Source organism: Cuneatibacter caecimuris, assembly GCF_004216775.1.
Lineage (GTDB): Bacteria > Bacillota > Clostridia > Lachnospirales > Lachnospiraceae > Cuneatibacter > Cuneatibacter caecimuris.
In genome coordinates this window covers 77,272-91,483 of record NZ_SGXF01000008.1, presented here as the reverse complement: position 1 = coordinate 91,483, position 14,212 = coordinate 77,272, and the positions used below count along the sequence as shown (strand labels likewise).

Sequence of the window (14,212 nt, the reverse complement as noted above, 5' to 3'; positions counted from 1 at the left end):
CCGGACGGCCCGCGGTCAGTCTGAATACAGCGCCCGCCACTGGCCCTCCTGCCAGTCTGTCAGTTCTCTGACAATCCCCGGTTCCAGGCTGATGCAGCCCGAATTCCAGATTTCAGCCTCCTGAATCAGTCCCTCTTGTTCCGTTCCATAGATAAACCGAATTCGGTAATCCGGCAAAGACTCCGGTTTCTGCTGTGTATCTTCACCGCCCCCATTCGCCAACAGCCAGGTACAAATGGATTCGATGCGGGAATCCTCCCCGCTGCTTTTCTGGAAAACAATACTCTCTCCGGTATGGGACACCTGTATTTCCACCTGCTCCGGCATTTTGCACATCGTCTTCCTGTTCTCCAGCGCCTCTTGAAATGCCGGTGGATTTGCTGTTACGGCCCCGGCGGCAGGCGAGGTGGTTTCCGCCGGCGCGCATTCCGCGTTTTCTGGCGGCGCGGACCCCGCCGCTTTCTCACTGCTTCCCGGCTCCAAAGCCATACGGTATACGCCCATACAGACCAGCAGCACCGCCGCCGCGCATCCTCCGGCCATACGCCGCCTTTTCTTCCTTTGAAGCAGCGCATGTTTTCCCTTCTCTATGACATAATTTTCAAATTCTTCTGGATTCCTCATCGCGAAAATCCTTCCTGTTCCAAGATGTTTTTCAGCGCGCTCCTGCCTCTGCAGGCCAGATTGTCAATCTGTTTTCTGTTTTTATGCATTACCCTGGCAGCTTCTTCGTAGGACATTTCTTCAAAATACAGCAGATGAAGGGCTTCCCGGTATTCTGGCTTCAGCTTTGCCAGGCCCCGGTGCACTGCTGCCCTCTGTTCATCTCTCAGTATGTTCTCCTCAAAAGCCTCAAAGGATGCGCTGACCGCCGATTCGTCCAGTTCTTCCACACGAAGTCGGGCCGCCCGCCTGACTGCGTTCACAGCCTTATGGTGCCCTATGGTGAACAGATAAGTTTTCAAAGATCCCTGAAAACGATATCTGCCAGGATGGACCAGCAGCTCCACAAAGCAGTCCGCAGCCAGTTCCTCCGCAGTGTCCAGATTATGCACCATGCGGTTGATAAAAAAAATCAGGCTGTCGCGGTACAGGTTCAGCAGTTCAGTAAACGCACTTTCATCACCCTGGAGAAAACGTCTGTAAATGCCGGCGCCGCCATCCATACAGTTTCCTCCGCTCTATATATTTCCTTTTCACTTATTACTCAAATGAGGTGAGGAAAATCCTCACCTCAACTGTAAATTTTATTCGATTAAGGTTCTGTCCTGAAAAAATCCAGAAACTTGATCCAGTCCTCCCGGCTCAGGTAATGCCGGCCTTCCCTGAGATGATAGCCGATTTTCCCTCCATGAAATACATCTCCGGCCTTCGGAAGCCTGTCCTCGCACACAAATCCTTTTTCGCCATATAATTCCCATTCCGGGGAGGCTGCGGCACAGCCCAGGTATTCTGAATCAGGATCAGCCCAAAGATCCTCCGCCGCGCTGCCCACATACAGCCTTCTTGGCGCCGTCAGAGCTAAAAGCATGTGCTGGTCAAAAGGAAGCGCATCTTCTCTATCCGCATATTTCCTGTATGCCGGACAGAACCAGAAAGGAAATTTATCACAGATAGCCCGGACCGTTTCCCCCTGCTTCCCACGGCTGACGGCGGCCCCGCTGCAGCCGGATTCATTGGCATAGACGCAGGCAAACCGTTTGTCCAGACCTCCGGCCAGCAGCGCGGCTTTTCCAAGCCTGGAATGGCCGGCCACCGCTGTTTTATCCGCCGACGCTCCGGGGATTGTCAGCCCGTAATCCAGAACGCGCATCGCCGCCCAGGCCCACATCATCAGTTTGCCCGGAGCGTTCCCCTGGCTCCGGTCCGCGTGCAGCGCGCCGGCCAGCCCGTTGGAAAAATCTCCGTCGTCTGTGGTCACATCCTGGTAACAGAAGGACAGGACACCGCAGCCTTGGTCGCAAATTTCTTCAGAAGGCAGATATTCGTCCGGCACGTGATCTCTGAAATTCATCAGGACCACCAGACGTCCGTCCCACTTTTTCGGGATTACAGAGTACACCGGAAATGTGAAAATTCCTGTTTCCAGCACAGCTGTCAGCTCCACTCTCTTCAGCGGAGCCTTTCCTGCCAGAAAATCTTCTTTCACCACAGTTTCTTCCCAGGTAAGTTTTTCCGGGGACGGAGGCAGCCAGCCATACTCATCGCTGCAAAGCAGATGGATCCATCCTTTTCGTTTCTCCTCCCTGCTGCCCATCTGATCTTCTTCTCCTGACAGAAGCGGCACTTTCCTCTCCTTCAGCAATACTTCCAGATTATGATATTGTTCCATTTTCCCCTCTCCTTTCAGTCCTCGCGAACACAAATTCCAGCTGGCAGTCATACGGCTCTGCCGCAGTATGAACGGGGTCGTACTCCTGTGCCTCCACACAGCCCATAGCACGGTAAAACGCCTGGGTTTCCACAGCGGAATGACCGGAAATATACAGTTTTTCCGCGCCCTGGTTTCTGGCCCAGTCCGCAGCGGCATCAAATAACGCTCTGCCGATCCCCATCCCCCTGCATTCTTCCGAAACATGAAGGCTGGACAGATCCCGGTAGTTTCCCGCCCTTCCCATCGGCCTTCCTTCCACGGATACCAGTCCCTTCAGTTTGCCGTCCGCAAAAGCCCCTAACACCAGCCCGCCGGTTTCAGCCGTATTTTTCAGGCATTTGACCAGAACTTCATAATCCCTTTCGCTCCATTGGTCGATGAAGGGATCTCTTCTCACCACCCATTTGCCGTCTATCTTCCGCCAGCAGTCAGTTACTTTCTGACGCCGTTCAAATTCTGAAAACAGCTCCCTGCCGATCTCTGGAGCCCCTAACTGTCTGTATTCTATTCCTTCCATTTTCTTCTCCTTTTGCCGCCTCTGCCTCTGTTCCTGAGCATATCACAGCAGGCAGGGAAATACAAGACAAAGGCATTGGGGATTTACTTTTTTCCGGTTCCGCGCTATAATTCTTGCATGAAAAAGGATCCCCGGGAGGGTTTTGTTGCATAGGGAATGCAGTTTCCTATGCAACAACAAATGTACGAAAGGAGATTGTCATGGCGGAACCGCTGATTTTTCATATTGATGTGAACTCTGCATATCTGAGCTGGGAAGCGTTGGAGCTGCTGAAGCAGGGCGGCCAGGCAGATCTGCGCCTGATTCCATCCGCCGTGGGCGGAGACAGGGCCACCAGACACGGCGTGATCCTGGCCAAATCTCCCCTGGCCAAAAGAGCGGGCGTGCGCACCGGAGAGCCTGTGGCCCAGGCGCTGAAAAAATGCCCGGACCTGGTTCTGGTGCCTCCGCATCACGAGCTTTACAGTAGGCGTTCCCGGCAGTTTATCGAAACCCTGCGCCGCTTCGCTCCTGTAGTCGAACAGGTTTCCATTGACGAGGCTTTTGCGGATATGAGCGGCACGGAATCGCTGTACGGATCGCCGCTGCGCGCCGCCGCCCTCATCCGGGATACTATTTTCCAGGAACTTGGCTTTACTGTAAACGTGGGAATTTCCCGTAACAAGCTGTTGGCAAAAATGGCTTCTGATTTTGAAAAGCCCGGAAAAATCCATACTCTGTTCCCGGAAGAGATTCCTTCCAAAATGTGGCCTTTGCCCGTAGAAGAGCTCTACTCCGCAGGGGAATCCGCTGCGCGCAAGCTTCACAGCCTGGGAATCCATACCATCGGCCAGCTGGCCGCCACTGCCCCTGCGCTGCTCCGGGCCCATATGAAAAAGCAGGGAGAACTGCTGTATGATTATGCCAATGGCCGGGGAGATGCACAGGTTCTGGCAGAAGAACCGGACAGCAAGGTCTGCGGAAACTCCACCACCCTTTCTCACGATGTCACAGATCCGGAAGAGGCTAAGCTGATTCTGCTCTCCTTGTCCGAGACAGTCTGTTCCCGTCTGCGGGCAGTACAGAAAAAAGGCTCCTGTGTCACAGTTCAGATGACAGACTGTGAATTTCAGAACCGCTCTCACCAGCGGACCGTATCCACTGCAACAGACGTAACAGGAGAAGTCCACGCCATTGCCTGCAGTCTGTTCGACGCCCTCTGGGACGGTTCCCCTCTCCGTCTTCTGGGGGTTTCTGTCTCGCACCTGACAGAAGAAGCGCAGCGTCAGTACAACATGTTCGACATGGATAAATATGATCGCCTGAACAAGCTGGACCACGCCATTGATTCTATACGCGAACGTTATGGGAGCGGCGCTGTCAAACGGGCCTGTTTTCTGGACGCCCAGAAAAAAAGCAGCGGTCCTTCTTGATAAATTTCAGGATCTGCGCTAAGATAGATACAGCAAACGATACCACAGGAAAGGATATTACTATGTTAAATGTCAGCGGATTAAAAGAAGGAATTGTACTGGATCATATTAAAGCCGGCAAATCCATGGATATTTATCACCACCTGGGTCTGGACAAGCTGGACTGCCAGGTAGCGATTATCAAAAACGCACGCAGCAATAAAATGGGCCGCAAGGATATCATAAAAATTGAAGGCGGCCTGGATACAGTGGATTTGAATGTTTTGGGTTATCTGGACCACAGCATTACAGTGAACATCATCCGTGACAGCGAAATCGTCGAAAAACGCACGCTGGAGCTTCCTGACCGGATCACCAACGTTCTTTTCTGCAAAAATCCCCGCTGCATCACCTCCATAGAGCAGGAGCTTCCACATATCTTTGTGCTCACCGACCCGGAAAAGCAGGTATACCGCTGTCTGTATTGTGAGGAAAAATACAAATAAAGGTGTCGCAGAGAGGCGCAGAGGAAACTCCAGAGACTCAATGCCTTACGGCTATTGGCTCTGGAGTTTTCTCTGCCGCCGATTTTCCGGGGAACTTCCGGTCATGGGTGTTTCTCCTTGGCACGACAGCTCCTTCTGTGAATCCCTCTTTCTCCACCGCGATATCTCAACCCAAAACGCCCAGATGTTCCAGAAGAATTTTCAGCCCCATCAGGATCAGAACCACTCCTCCTGCCAGCTCTGCTTTTGATTTGTATTTCGCGCCGAACACATTTCCGATTTTCACGCCTGCCGCTGAAAGTACAAATGTCGTTACTCCGATAATCCCTACTGCTTCCCAGATATTGACCTTCAGAAAAGCGAAAGTCACCCCCACTGCCAGGGCGTCTATGCTCGTGGCCACTGCCAGCGGCAGCATGGCCCGCCAGCCAAAAGATGTGTCTGTGCATCCGCAGTCCTCTTCTTTGGAAAACGCTTCCTTCACCATATTGGCGCCGATCAGCCCCAGCAGAACAAAAGCGATCCAGTGGTCCACATCTGAAATCAAGCCCTGAAAGCTGTAGCCCAGGAAGAACCCCGCCACAGGCATCAGCATCTGAAAGCCCCCGAAATAAATTCCAGCCAGGACCTCATGTCTCGGTTTGAGGTCCCTCACCGACAGCCCTTTACATATGGACACGGCGAACGCATCCATGGATAATCCCACGCCAATCACAAGCAATTCCCAAAAATTCATCTTTTCCTCCTGCATACTTCTGTAGATTTTCGTTTGTGCGCACAGATTCATTAATTCCTATGTACCGTCCTGACGGACCGGCTTTTATATCGAAAAAGAATCCCATTCGCGGGATTCCCCGGAGGGTTTTGTTTCATAGGACGAACTTTCCTATGAAAAAAAGAGACATACCTGCTAACTGCAGGTAAGTCTCATCATTTCAAATAAAGCCAGGAATCTTCTTCCAGAATGTTGACTTCATTACGCCTGTGCGCCGATTACTCCCTCAACCTTTCAATAAATTACCACAATTTCCGTTCCCTGTCAAGTTATAAAAAGTATTCTTGTCAAAAGAGACGCCGCACATGCGGCGTCCCCTCTTCTGAGCAAGACGATAAGCCGGGTTATGTCGCGAACCATCATCCATCTAGCCCTGCCGTTGCCGGCAGGGTCAAGCGGCCTACCCGGAGCTGACGGGCCGCCATATGCTCCATGTTCGGCCTTGCTTCAGGTGGGGTTTACATATGCCCCGTCTGTTGCCAGACAGGCGGTAGTCTCTTGCACTGCCCTTCCACCCTTACCTCATTCATGAGGCGGTACATTTCTGTTGCACTATCCCTGGAGTCGCCTCCGCCGGACGTTATCCGGCACCCTGCCCTGTGAAGCCCGGACTTTCCTCACCTGCAGTCTTTCGACTTCTTGCAGCTGCGATGGTTTATCTTACTCAGACTTTCCCAGTTTATCATGTTTTTTTTTATCTGTAAAGACAAAATTAGACGTCAAAACAGCTGCCTCCGATAAATTCCCTGACCAGAGAGTTCCGCGGAACCTCCTCGCTGCTGATTCCCAGGAAATAATCAAAAAATTTCAGCAGCCGTTTGGCTTCCAGATATTCCGGTTCCTCCGGGCCCACGCTGAACAGCAGAGGCTCCGCATACTGTTTCAGCACAGCCAGCTCATAGACAAGGGCTGAATTGAACATCGCGTCCGCTTCTTCCTGAAAAGGAAAAATATTTTTTTCTTCTCCCCGCCGGACGCTGCTCCACATGCGGATGGTCTCTGCCGCCGTATTGCCTCTCGTTCTGGCGTCCCGGACCATTCTGCGGATCAGCCGTCCGTCCGTAGTGGGAATTCTGTTGTGTTCGTCGATATTCAGCTGCGTCAGCGCGCTGATATAAATCTTAAACTTACTTTCCTTCGGCAGCGCATGGGAAAGCCTGTCATTCAGACAATGGATTCCTTCAATCACCAGTATATCATTTTCTCCAAGCTGGAGAAAATTTCCGCGGTATTCCCGAAGGCCGGTTTTAAAATTATAGGTGGGCATCTCCACTCTTCTGCCATCCAGCAAATCCAGCATATCCTGGTTGAACTGTTCCAGATCCAGGCATTCCAGATCCTCATAATTATAATTTCCAAATTCATCCCTGGGACTGTCCTCCCGGTTCAGGAAGTAATTGTCCACCGCAATAGGATGGGGACGGCATCCATGTGCCAGAAGCTGTGTGGAAAGCCGGTGGGAAAATGTAGTCTTGCCGGAAGAGGACGGGCCCGCCACCATGACAAACTTCCTGCTGCGGTCCTCCATGATCTGGTCCGCCAGCTCCGCCAGCTGTTTTTCCATCAGCGCTTCTTCCGTTAAAATCAGCTGATTCAGACCTCCGCTGACAATCTTATCATTCAGCGCCCCTACCGTCTGAACGTCCAGCATTTTGCCCCAGGCAGAAGCCTTCTGCATCGTCTGGAACAGCTTGAATTGGGGCCGGAAAGGCGGAACGGTTTCCGGCGCATCCACTACCGGAAGCTGCAGCACAAAACCATTCTCATAAGGATGCAGCTGAAAATATTTCAGGTAACCTGCGGAAGGCACCATATAACCGTAATAATAATCTTCAAATTCGCTGAGCCGGTAGATATTCACCCGTGAAGATCTTCTGTAGCGGAACAGCCTCGCCTTGTCATACATCCCATGCCGGGCGAAATGTTCCACCGCCAGATCTGTGTGCACAGAACATTTTTCAATGGGAATATTTTTCTCCACTACTTCCCGCATGCGGTCTTCCACCCGGCGCAGAAAAGCTTCATCCACTTCCGGCCCTCCGGTAATTTCGCCGTAATAACCCTTGCTGAGGGAGTAATCAATAAACACCTTCTCCGGACGTTCTTCTCCCGAGGCGTCATAGACAGCCTTCAGCAGCAGGAGCACGCAGCTGCGGCGGTAGGCGTCCATCCCGGCTTTTTCTCCGGTAGTTACAAATTCCAGCCTGCAATCCTTATCCAGCTCATGGTACAGTTCCCGCAGTTTTCCGTCCTGGAGGGCCAGCACAATATCATGTTCTTTCTGCGGCTGAAATTCCTCCGCGATCTCCCGCAGGGTAATTCCCTGGGGATATTCTCTCTTCTCACCCGATATTTCTACAAACATTTTACCTCCGTCAGACTACTGTATATGGATTTTTTCCTTCTGATATAAGAATCTCAATATTAGAACTGAGCTGGCTGTTCAGATACCGCTCCATTTCTTCTGTAAAAATATGCTCCAGGCCGAAATGTCCGCAGTCCAGAATCACAAGCCCCCGTTCTGCCGCGTCCATTCCCCGATGGTATTTGATATCCCCTGTCAAAAACACCTGTGCGCCTGATTCCATTGCCGCTTCCAGATAATCCTCCCCTGAACCGGGCAGAATGGCCGCCCGTTCCAAAAGCTCTTCTCTGGGGAACTTTCCCCATACCCGAAGTGTTTTCAGCCCAAAAGTGTTTTTGACCTGAGAGCAAAAATTCTGCAGGGTCACCGGCTCTGAAAGCCTTCCCACCCGGCCGGCGCCGATATCTCTGGCCGATCCGTCCATCACCACTGTCTGTTCCCTCTTCAGCAGTTCCAGGTCCTTCATCCCTAACCTGGCAGCAGCCGCCACAGCCATGCCCTGCCCGGACACATCATAATTTGTATGCATGGCATAATAGGAAATATCATGCCCGGCCAGCCGCAGAATCTTTTTCCCCTCAGCTGTATGGTCGGAAATCTGTTTCAGGCCATGAAAGATCAGCGGATGATGGGAAACGATCATGTCCACCTGATCCGCCACCGCCTGTTCCACCACTTCCTCTGTCACGTCTAAGGTAACCAGTATCCGGGAGACATTGCGCTCCTCCCTCCCCAGCAGCAGCCCTACATTATCCCAGCTCTCGGCCCAGGAAACCGGCGCAATGCGCTCAAGCACTCTCATAATATCCCTACACTTCATATGTATCTCCTCTCAGCACAGCCTCTGCCCTTTCGGCCAGCTCCAGCTCTTTGATCAATTCCTCCCTGCGCTTTTGCGCTGTCACCGTACCCTGTAGTTCCAGCGCAAAAATCACCTTCTTTTTCTTCTCTGTCTCCTGTCTGATGTACTGCGCCAGCACCGGGTCCCGCTGCTCCAGCAGTCTTGGGCCATAGGTCAGCCCTGCCTCTGTCATCTCTTCTCTCCCGGGGACGGCACGCATCACTGTATAAAATTTCCCATCCTCTAACAGCATTTTTTCCTGGGCGATCTGAAATCCATTCCGGAATAAAAATCTGCGCACCTGGACGTGATCCGACTGAGGGGAAAGCACCAATTCCCGTATTCTCCCTGTGATCTCCGGATATTCTCCCAGTATGCGCGCCATCAGCATACCGCCCATGCCGGCGATTACCAGGGTATCCGCCTCCCCCTGCTTCAGTTTTTCCAGGCCGTCTCCAAGCCGCAGGAAAATCCTGTCCTCCAGCCCGGCCTCCTGCACATGCTGTCTTGCCCTCTCCAACGGGCCGGGCCTCACATCCATCGCCACTGCGGATGCGGCTTTTCCATTTTGAACAAGGTAGATGGGAATATACCCATGGTCTGTCCCCACATCCGCTACACAGCCTCCGGACTGTACCAGAGACGCCACTGTCATTAGTCTTTTTGATAACTGCATGATTACTCCAAATAGTCCTTTAGTTTTTTGCTTCTGGTGGGATGCTTCAGCTTTCTGAGCGCTTTGGATTCGATCTGCCGGATCCGTTCCCTGGTTACCTGGAATTTCTGCCCCACCTCTTCCAGCGTCCTGGCTTGTCCGTCTTCCAGGCCGAAACGCAGCCGGAGCACTTCTCTTTCTCTCTCGCTGAGGGTTCCCAGAACTTCCTCCAGCTGTTCTCTCAGCAGCACGTCCGCGGCTGCGTCTGCAGGCACTGGCATGTGCTCGTCCTGAATAAAATCCACCAGATGGCTGTCCTCTTCTTCTCCTACAGGGGTTTCCAGGGAAACTGGCTCCTGGGACATCCGCATGATCTCCGCCACCTTTTCCTGGGGCATGCGCATCTCTTCCGCCAGTTCTTCTAAAGTAGGTTCCCGCCCTTTCTCCTGAATCAGCATTCTGGAAATGCGCATCAGGCGGTTCATGGTTTCCACCATATGGACAGGAATCCTGATCGTCCTGGCCTGGTCCGCAATGGCTCTGGTAATTGCCTGTCTGATCCACCAGGTGGCATAGGTGCTGAATTTATAGCCCTTGCTGTAATCAAACTTGTCCACAGCCTTGATCAGCCCAAGATTCCCTTCCTGGATCAGATCCAGAAACTGCATCCCGCGGCCTACATAGCGCTTGGCCACGCTGACTACCAGCCGCAGGTTGGCTTCTGTCAGCATCCGCTTGGCATTCCCGTCCCCCTGTTCCATCCTCTTTGCCAGATCTGTCTCCTCTTCCTGGGACAGCAGGGGCACTTTACCGATTTCTTTCAGGTACATCCGCACCGGATCGTCCGGCCCGGCGCCCTCTGTTTCCGGAAGGGGCTCTGTCTCTTCCAGCTCCGTCAGGCTGCTTTCCTCCCCGTCCACCTGGAGCACATCCACATGGTGTTCGTCCAGAAAGTCCAGCACGCGCTCAAACTGCTCGGCGTTAAGAGGGTCTTCACTGAAAAAATCCAGAATCTCCTGATCCTCCAAAACCATTTTACGTTTTTTCGCAAACGCCAGCAATTCGTTCAATCTCTCTTCCAAAGGCACTTTTGCCTGACTCATATAGCTCCCTTCCTTCCGTCAACTGTCTGTAGTTTCTCCGCTAATCCAGAGAAATATGCAAATCCTGCAAAGCCGCCTGCGCTGCGATTATCTTCTGAAATTCTTTGATATCCGTCACTGCCCTGCTGGCTGCATCCAGGCTGTTCTTCTTCACCCGAATCACAGTTTCCCGGAAGGCCCGGTTTTTTTCCTCTTTTGTCTCTAAATATTCCAGCCTGGTATGAAATACCCTGGCCGCATCTTTATATTCTTCTTCATCGTTAATAAAATGATTCAGTATCTGCCCCGGATTCACCTGCCCCTCTGTCAGTTGGGCGAACAGAAGCTCCGCAATCCTTCGGTATAGATCCACTGTGAAGTCTGAGGGTTCAATGATTCCGCTGATTCTGCCATAGGCCTCCGGCTCTTCCGAAAGCCAGGTGAGAAGCAGACGCTGGGATTGCCGGAACCCGTCCTCCTTCTCCCTGGCGGATTGTATGCCGGATTTGGGCTTTTGGGAGGGCTGCACCCCGCCGAAAGAAGCGCCCATCTGGTTGACCAGCTTGATCAGACTGTCTCTGGGGATCATGAATTTCCTGGAAACTGCGTCGATATAATTGCTGCGCTCCAACTCTTCCGGAAATTCCAGCAGTTTTTTCGCCGCCTCATGATAAAACCTGGTCTTCTGCTCCGGATCGGCCATATCATATCCGCCCTGCAGGGCATGGATCTCAAACAGAAAGCTGTTCTGCGCCTGGTCAATCCGTTCCTCAAAAGCCTCAGGTCCTAAATTCTTTATAAATTCATCCGGGTCTTTATAGGGCCGCATGTTCAGAACACGGATGGACAGCCCCGCCTCCTTCAGAATCGGAATTGCCCGGAGAGCCGCTTTGACTCCGGCCCCGTCGCTGTCATAGCACAGCACCACTTCCTGGGTATACCGTTTGATCAGCGCCCCGTGCTGCAGGGTAAAGGCAGTTCCCAAAGATGCCACCGCGTTGTTAAAGCCTGCCTGGTGCATGGAAATCACATCCATATACCCTTCACAGATCAGCAGATAGGGCCTCCGGCTTCTCCTGGCCAGGTTTAAACCATACAGGTTACGGCTTTTGTCAAAAATTTTTGTTTCCGGGGAATTCAGGTATTTTGGCGTTCCATCCCCCATCACACGGCCGCCGAATCCGATGACTCTGTTGTTCACATCCATGATGGGGAACATCACGCGGTTCCAGAACTTATCATAGGCGCCGCGCTCTTCGATCCTGACCAGTCCCGATTCCTGCAGTTCCTGGTCGCTGTATCCTTTGTTTTTTAAGTAATGGTAGAGGTTGTTCGGATAGGGCAGCGCATATCCCAGACCAAAGGCGGTGATGGTCTGATCCGTAAGTTGCCTGTCCTTCAGGTAGTCGTATCCGTTTTTCCCCGCCCCGCTTTTCAGTTGATAATAAAAATATTTGGCCGCCTCTTTCTGGATTTCCAGAAGCCGGGATTTCAGATCTGCTTCTTTCTTCATCTGCCCTGTCATTTCCTGCCTGGGAAGGGTGACTCCCGCCCGTTCCGCCAGATTTTCCAGGGCCTCCCGGAAACTGAAATTTTCATATTCCATTAAAAAGGTGATCACATTTCCCCCGGCTCCGCATCCAAAACAGTAATACATCTGCTTTTGCGGCGATACGGAAAATGATGGGGATTTTTCGTTATGAAAGGGGCACAGCCCAAAGTAACTGCTCCCTTTTTTCTGTAATTTTACATAGCCGGAGATCACATCCACAATATCATTGCGGTTTCTGACCTCTTCAATCAGTTCATCCGGATAGTACATGCCTTCCTCCTCAATAGTGATTCCAGGACCTGGGCACAAAGAATTCCTCAAATTTTGCCACTGCATACTGGTCCGTCATACCTGCGATATAGTCGCATACCACCACTTCTTTGGGTTCTCCGGCTGCCAGCATGCGCAGGTATTCCGGCGGCAGAATTTCCATATGATCCATGTAATAGTCAAAAAGGTTCTGAAGCATTTTTTTTGCTTTTGCTTCTTCCTGTTTTACGATATTGCTTTTATATACATGACGGAACATGAATTCCCGCAGGCCCAGCATGGCCTCTCCCACCTCCGGAGACTGAATGATATCCGGCTTGTCCATGCTGTTGGTTACCACGTCATGGATCAGGCGGTTGAGCCTGCTGCGTACGGAATGTCCCAGGATATCGGTATATTCCTCCGGCAGCTCGTTCTCCGTGAGGACTTGTCCCCGGATGGCGTCGTCGATATCGTGGTTGATATAGGCTATTTTGTCACAGATCCGGACGATTTTGCCTTCCAGGGTAAACGGCTTTCCTTTGGTTCCGTGGTTCAGAATTCCGTCCCGCACCTCCCAGGTGAGGTTCAGTCCCTCACCGTCTTTTTCCAGATATTCTACAATTCTGACGCTCTGAAGGTAATGGCGGAACCGCAGGCCTGCGGGGGCGACCGCCCGGTCCAGCGCGTCTTCTCCTGAATGGCCGAAGGGGGTATGCCCCAGATCGTGGCCCAGCGCAATGGCTTCTGTCAGATCTTCGTTGAGCCGGAGGGCCTTCGCTACTGTCCTGGATATCTGCGCTACCTCCAGGGTATGGGTCAGGCGGGTTCTGTAGTGGTCCCCTTCCGGGGACAGGAATACCTGCGTTTTGTGTTTGAGCCTGCGGAAGGATTTGCTGTGCAGGATTCTGTCTCTGTCCCGCTGGTACACAGTCCGGATGTCGCACTGGGGTTCTTCCCGGCTCCTTCCCCGGGATCTGCTGCTCTGGGACGCGTATGGGCTCAGTGTTTCCTGTTCCCGTATTTCCAGGGATTCACGTATTGTCATTTGACTCCTCCTTCACCGGTTGGCGGGCTCTGCTGGGGCGGGGGCGTACTGCTGCTCCGCAGTGCCGCTCGATTCCGCTTCGCTCCATCTCGCTCACGGGCTTCGCCCTATGAAAAGAGGCAGTTTCAAATCTGCTTTTGTGCGAGCACAACGCAGCTTTGAAATTGCCTCTTTTCGCACTGCTCATGCCTTTTTGGACATTATATCATAAACCCCGGTGGGAATCTATACTTTCCTGTCTATAGAATATGTTTTCGATGACTGGAATATGACTGGAATTGCAAATATTTTTGTTTGCTGCCTTGACTTTTTTTTCTTGCTGTGCTATACCCGGTTTATATTGTCATAAGGAGGAGTGAGGATTATGTCTAAAATTGATATTGTGCGGGCGGCTATGGTTTCTGCTATGAAGTCTGGGGACAGGGCACGGAAGGATGCTTGTTCTATGCTGCTTTCTGTTTTGAAGAATGCTGCCATTGACGTCCGGCGTGATCTTACGGAGGATGAGGAGAACTCGGTTGTACTCAAGGAGATCAAACAGACTCAGGAAACGCTGGATACCACTCCGGCGGAACGGACGGACATTATTGAACAGTGCCGGCTGCGCATTTCTGTTTACCAGGAATTTGCCCCCAGGCTCATGAATGAGGAGGAGATCCGCGCTGTTATTCTGGAAGTGCTGGAGATTCTTCAGATTGAAACGCCTGGCCCGAAAGATAAGGGCCGTATTATGAAAGAACTGATGCCCCGGGTAAAGGGCCGCGCTGACGGTAAACTTGTCAATCAGATTCTGGCCTCTATGAGCAGCTGAGGCGGTCTGCATATTTTTTTTCCTGCCGCATATCCTGCAACAAGGA

Annotated in this window: 14 protein-coding genes and 1 other RNA gene; 3 read left to right on the top strand and 12 right to left on the bottom strand. The window is 52.1% G+C overall.

Going from position 1 to position 14,212, the window contains the following annotated elements:
• Positions 1 to 15: 15 nt before the first annotated feature.
• From EV209_RS14840 to EV209_RS14825, 4 genes are all read right to left on the bottom strand, one after another.
• Positions 16 to 624, bottom strand: a complete 609-nt coding sequence (locus EV209_RS14840) for a hypothetical protein (RefSeq protein WP_130436251.1) — start codon at positions 622 to 624, stop codon at positions 16 to 18.
• Positions 621 to 1,166, bottom strand: coding sequence for an RNA polymerase sigma factor (locus EV209_RS14835; RefSeq protein WP_130436250.1), 546 nt, complete (start codon positions 1,164 to 1,166; stop codon positions 621 to 623). The genes EV209_RS14840 and EV209_RS14835 overlap by 4 nt, the downstream gene beginning before the upstream one ends.
• A gap of 89 nt (positions 1,167 to 1,255) precedes the next feature.
• Entirely contained in the window at positions 1,256 to 2,332 is a 1,077-nt protein-coding gene (locus tag EV209_RS14830; protein ID WP_130436249.1) for a glucuronyl esterase domain-containing protein, read from the bottom strand.
• Positions 2,316 to 2,891: a GNAT family N-acetyltransferase gene (locus tag EV209_RS14825; RefSeq protein WP_130436248.1), complete on the bottom strand. Its 576-nt coding sequence runs from the start codon at positions 2,889 to 2,891 to the stop codon at positions 2,316 to 2,318. The genes EV209_RS14830 and EV209_RS14825 overlap by 17 nt, the downstream gene beginning before the upstream one ends.
• 200 nt (positions 2,892 to 3,091) lie before the next feature.
• On the opposite strand from EV209_RS14825, the gene EV209_RS14820 reads away from it, so the two are divergent.
• Together EV209_RS14820 and EV209_RS14815 are read left to right on the top strand one after the other, a co-directional pair.
• The gene (locus EV209_RS14820) at positions 3,092 to 4,303 is read left to right on the top strand and encodes a DNA polymerase Y family protein (protein ID WP_130436247.1); all 1,212 of its coding nucleotides are present in this window, start codon (positions 3,092 to 3,094) and stop codon (positions 4,301 to 4,303) included.
• Between the two features lie 62 nt (positions 4,304 to 4,365).
• The gene (locus tag EV209_RS14815; protein ID WP_130436246.1) at positions 4,366 to 4,788 is read left to right on the top strand and encodes an aspartate carbamoyltransferase regulatory subunit; all 423 of its coding nucleotides are present in this window, start codon (positions 4,366 to 4,368) and stop codon (positions 4,786 to 4,788) included.
• 166 nt (positions 4,789 to 4,954) lie between these two features.
• Here EV209_RS14815 and EV209_RS14810 read toward each other — a convergent pair whose 3' ends face one another.
• The 8 genes from EV209_RS14810 to EV209_RS14775 form a co-directional block, all read right to left on the bottom strand.
• Positions 4,955 to 5,524 carry a manganese efflux pump MntP gene (locus EV209_RS14810; RefSeq protein ID WP_130436245.1) on the bottom strand — a complete coding sequence of 190 codons (570 nt, stop codon included), beginning with the start codon at positions 5,522 to 5,524 and terminating at the stop codon, positions 4,955 to 4,957.
• Positions 5,525 to 5,882: 358 nt separating this feature from the next.
• An RNA gene (gene rnpB, locus EV209_RS14805) (RNase P RNA component class A) lies at positions 5,883 to 6,230 on the bottom strand.
• Between the two features lie 45 nt (positions 6,231 to 6,275).
• Positions 6,276 to 7,928 (bottom strand): nucleoside kinase, encoded by a 1,653-nt coding sequence (locus EV209_RS14800; protein ID WP_130436244.1) that lies wholly within the window; start codon positions 7,926 to 7,928, stop codon positions 6,276 to 6,278.
• Positions 7,929 to 7,938: 10 nt separating this feature from the next.
• Entirely contained in the window at positions 7,939 to 8,748 is an 810-nt protein-coding gene (locus tag EV209_RS14795) for a Nif3-like dinuclear metal center hexameric protein (protein ID WP_130436243.1), read from the bottom strand.
• A complete protein-coding gene (locus EV209_RS14790) occupies positions 8,738 to 9,445 on the bottom strand; it encodes a tRNA (adenine(22)-N(1))-methyltransferase (RefSeq protein WP_130436242.1) in 708 nt (235 codons plus the stop codon). The genes EV209_RS14795 and EV209_RS14790 overlap by 11 nt, the downstream gene beginning before the upstream one ends.
• 2 nt (positions 9,446 to 9,447) lie before the next feature.
• On the bottom strand, positions 9,448 to 10,527 hold the full coding sequence (gene rpoD, locus EV209_RS14785; protein ID WP_130436241.1) for an RNA polymerase sigma factor RpoD: 1,080 nt from the start codon (positions 10,525 to 10,527) through the stop codon (positions 9,448 to 9,450).
• Between the two features lie 40 nt (positions 10,528 to 10,567).
• Positions 10,568 to 12,328, bottom strand: a complete 1,761-nt coding sequence (dnaG, locus tag EV209_RS14780; protein WP_130436240.1) for a DNA primase — start codon at positions 12,326 to 12,328, stop codon at positions 10,568 to 10,570.
• Between the two features lie 10 nt (positions 12,329 to 12,338).
• On the bottom strand, positions 12,339 to 13,355 hold the full coding sequence (locus EV209_RS14775; RefSeq protein ID WP_130436239.1) for a deoxyguanosinetriphosphate triphosphohydrolase: 1,017 nt from the start codon (positions 13,353 to 13,355) through the stop codon (positions 12,339 to 12,341).
• A 364-nt stretch (positions 13,356 to 13,719) separates the two neighbouring features.
• On the opposite strand from EV209_RS14775, the gene EV209_RS14770 reads away from it, so the two are divergent.
• Entirely contained in the window at positions 13,720 to 14,166 is a 447-nt protein-coding gene (locus tag EV209_RS14770; RefSeq protein WP_130436238.1) for a GatB/YqeY domain-containing protein, read from the top strand.
• Positions 14,167 to 14,212 lie beyond the last annotated feature (46 nt).

Bases quoted from the DNA above. Each gene is read 5' to 3' on its own strand.
- EV209_RS14840 (WP_130436251.1), bottom strand. From the start codon at position 624: ATGAGGAATCCAGAAGAATTTGAAAATTATGTCATAGAGAAGGGAAAA.
- EV209_RS14825 (WP_130436248.1), bottom strand. From the start codon at position 2,891: ATGGAAGGAATAGAATACAGACAGTTAGGGGCTCCAGAGATCGGCAGG.
- EV209_RS14800 (WP_130436244.1), bottom strand. From the start codon at position 7,928: ATGTTTGTAGAAATATCGGGTGAGAAGAGAGAATATCCCCAGGGAATT.
- EV209_RS14830 (WP_130436249.1), bottom strand. From the start codon at position 2,332: ATGGAACAATATCATAATCTGGAAGTATTGCTGAAGGAGAGGAAAGTG.
- rpoD (WP_130436241.1), bottom strand. From the start codon at position 10,527: ATGAGTCAGGCAAAAGTGCCTTTGGAAGAGAGATTGAACGAATTGCTG.
- EV209_RS14790 (WP_130436242.1), bottom strand. From the start codon at position 9,445: ATGCAGTTATCAAAAAGACTAATGACAGTGGCGTCTCTGGTACAGTCC.
- EV209_RS14815 (WP_130436246.1), top strand. From the start codon at position 4,366: ATGTTAAATGTCAGCGGATTAAAAGAAGGAATTGTACTGGATCATATT.
- EV209_RS14775 (WP_130436239.1), bottom strand. From the start codon at position 13,355: ATGACAATACGTGAATCCCTGGAAATACGGGAACAGGAAACACTGAGC.
- EV209_RS14795 (WP_130436243.1), bottom strand. From the start codon at position 8,748: ATGAAGTGTAGGGATATTATGAGAGTGCTTGAGCGCATTGCGCCGGTT.
- EV209_RS14820 (WP_130436247.1), top strand. From the start codon at position 3,092: ATGGCGGAACCGCTGATTTTTCATATTGATGTGAACTCTGCATATCTG.
- EV209_RS14810 (WP_130436245.1), bottom strand. From the start codon at position 5,524: ATGAATTTTTGGGAATTGCTTGTGATTGGCGTGGGATTATCCATGGAT.
- dnaG (WP_130436240.1), bottom strand. From the start codon at position 12,328: ATGTACTATCCGGATGAACTGATTGAAGAGGTCAGAAACCGCAATGAT.
- EV209_RS14770 (WP_130436238.1), top strand. From the start codon at position 13,720: ATGTCTAAAATTGATATTGTGCGGGCGGCTATGGTTTCTGCTATGAAG.
- EV209_RS14835 (WP_130436250.1), bottom strand. From the start codon at position 1,166: ATGGATGGCGGCGCCGGCATTTACAGACGTTTTCTCCAGGGTGATGAA.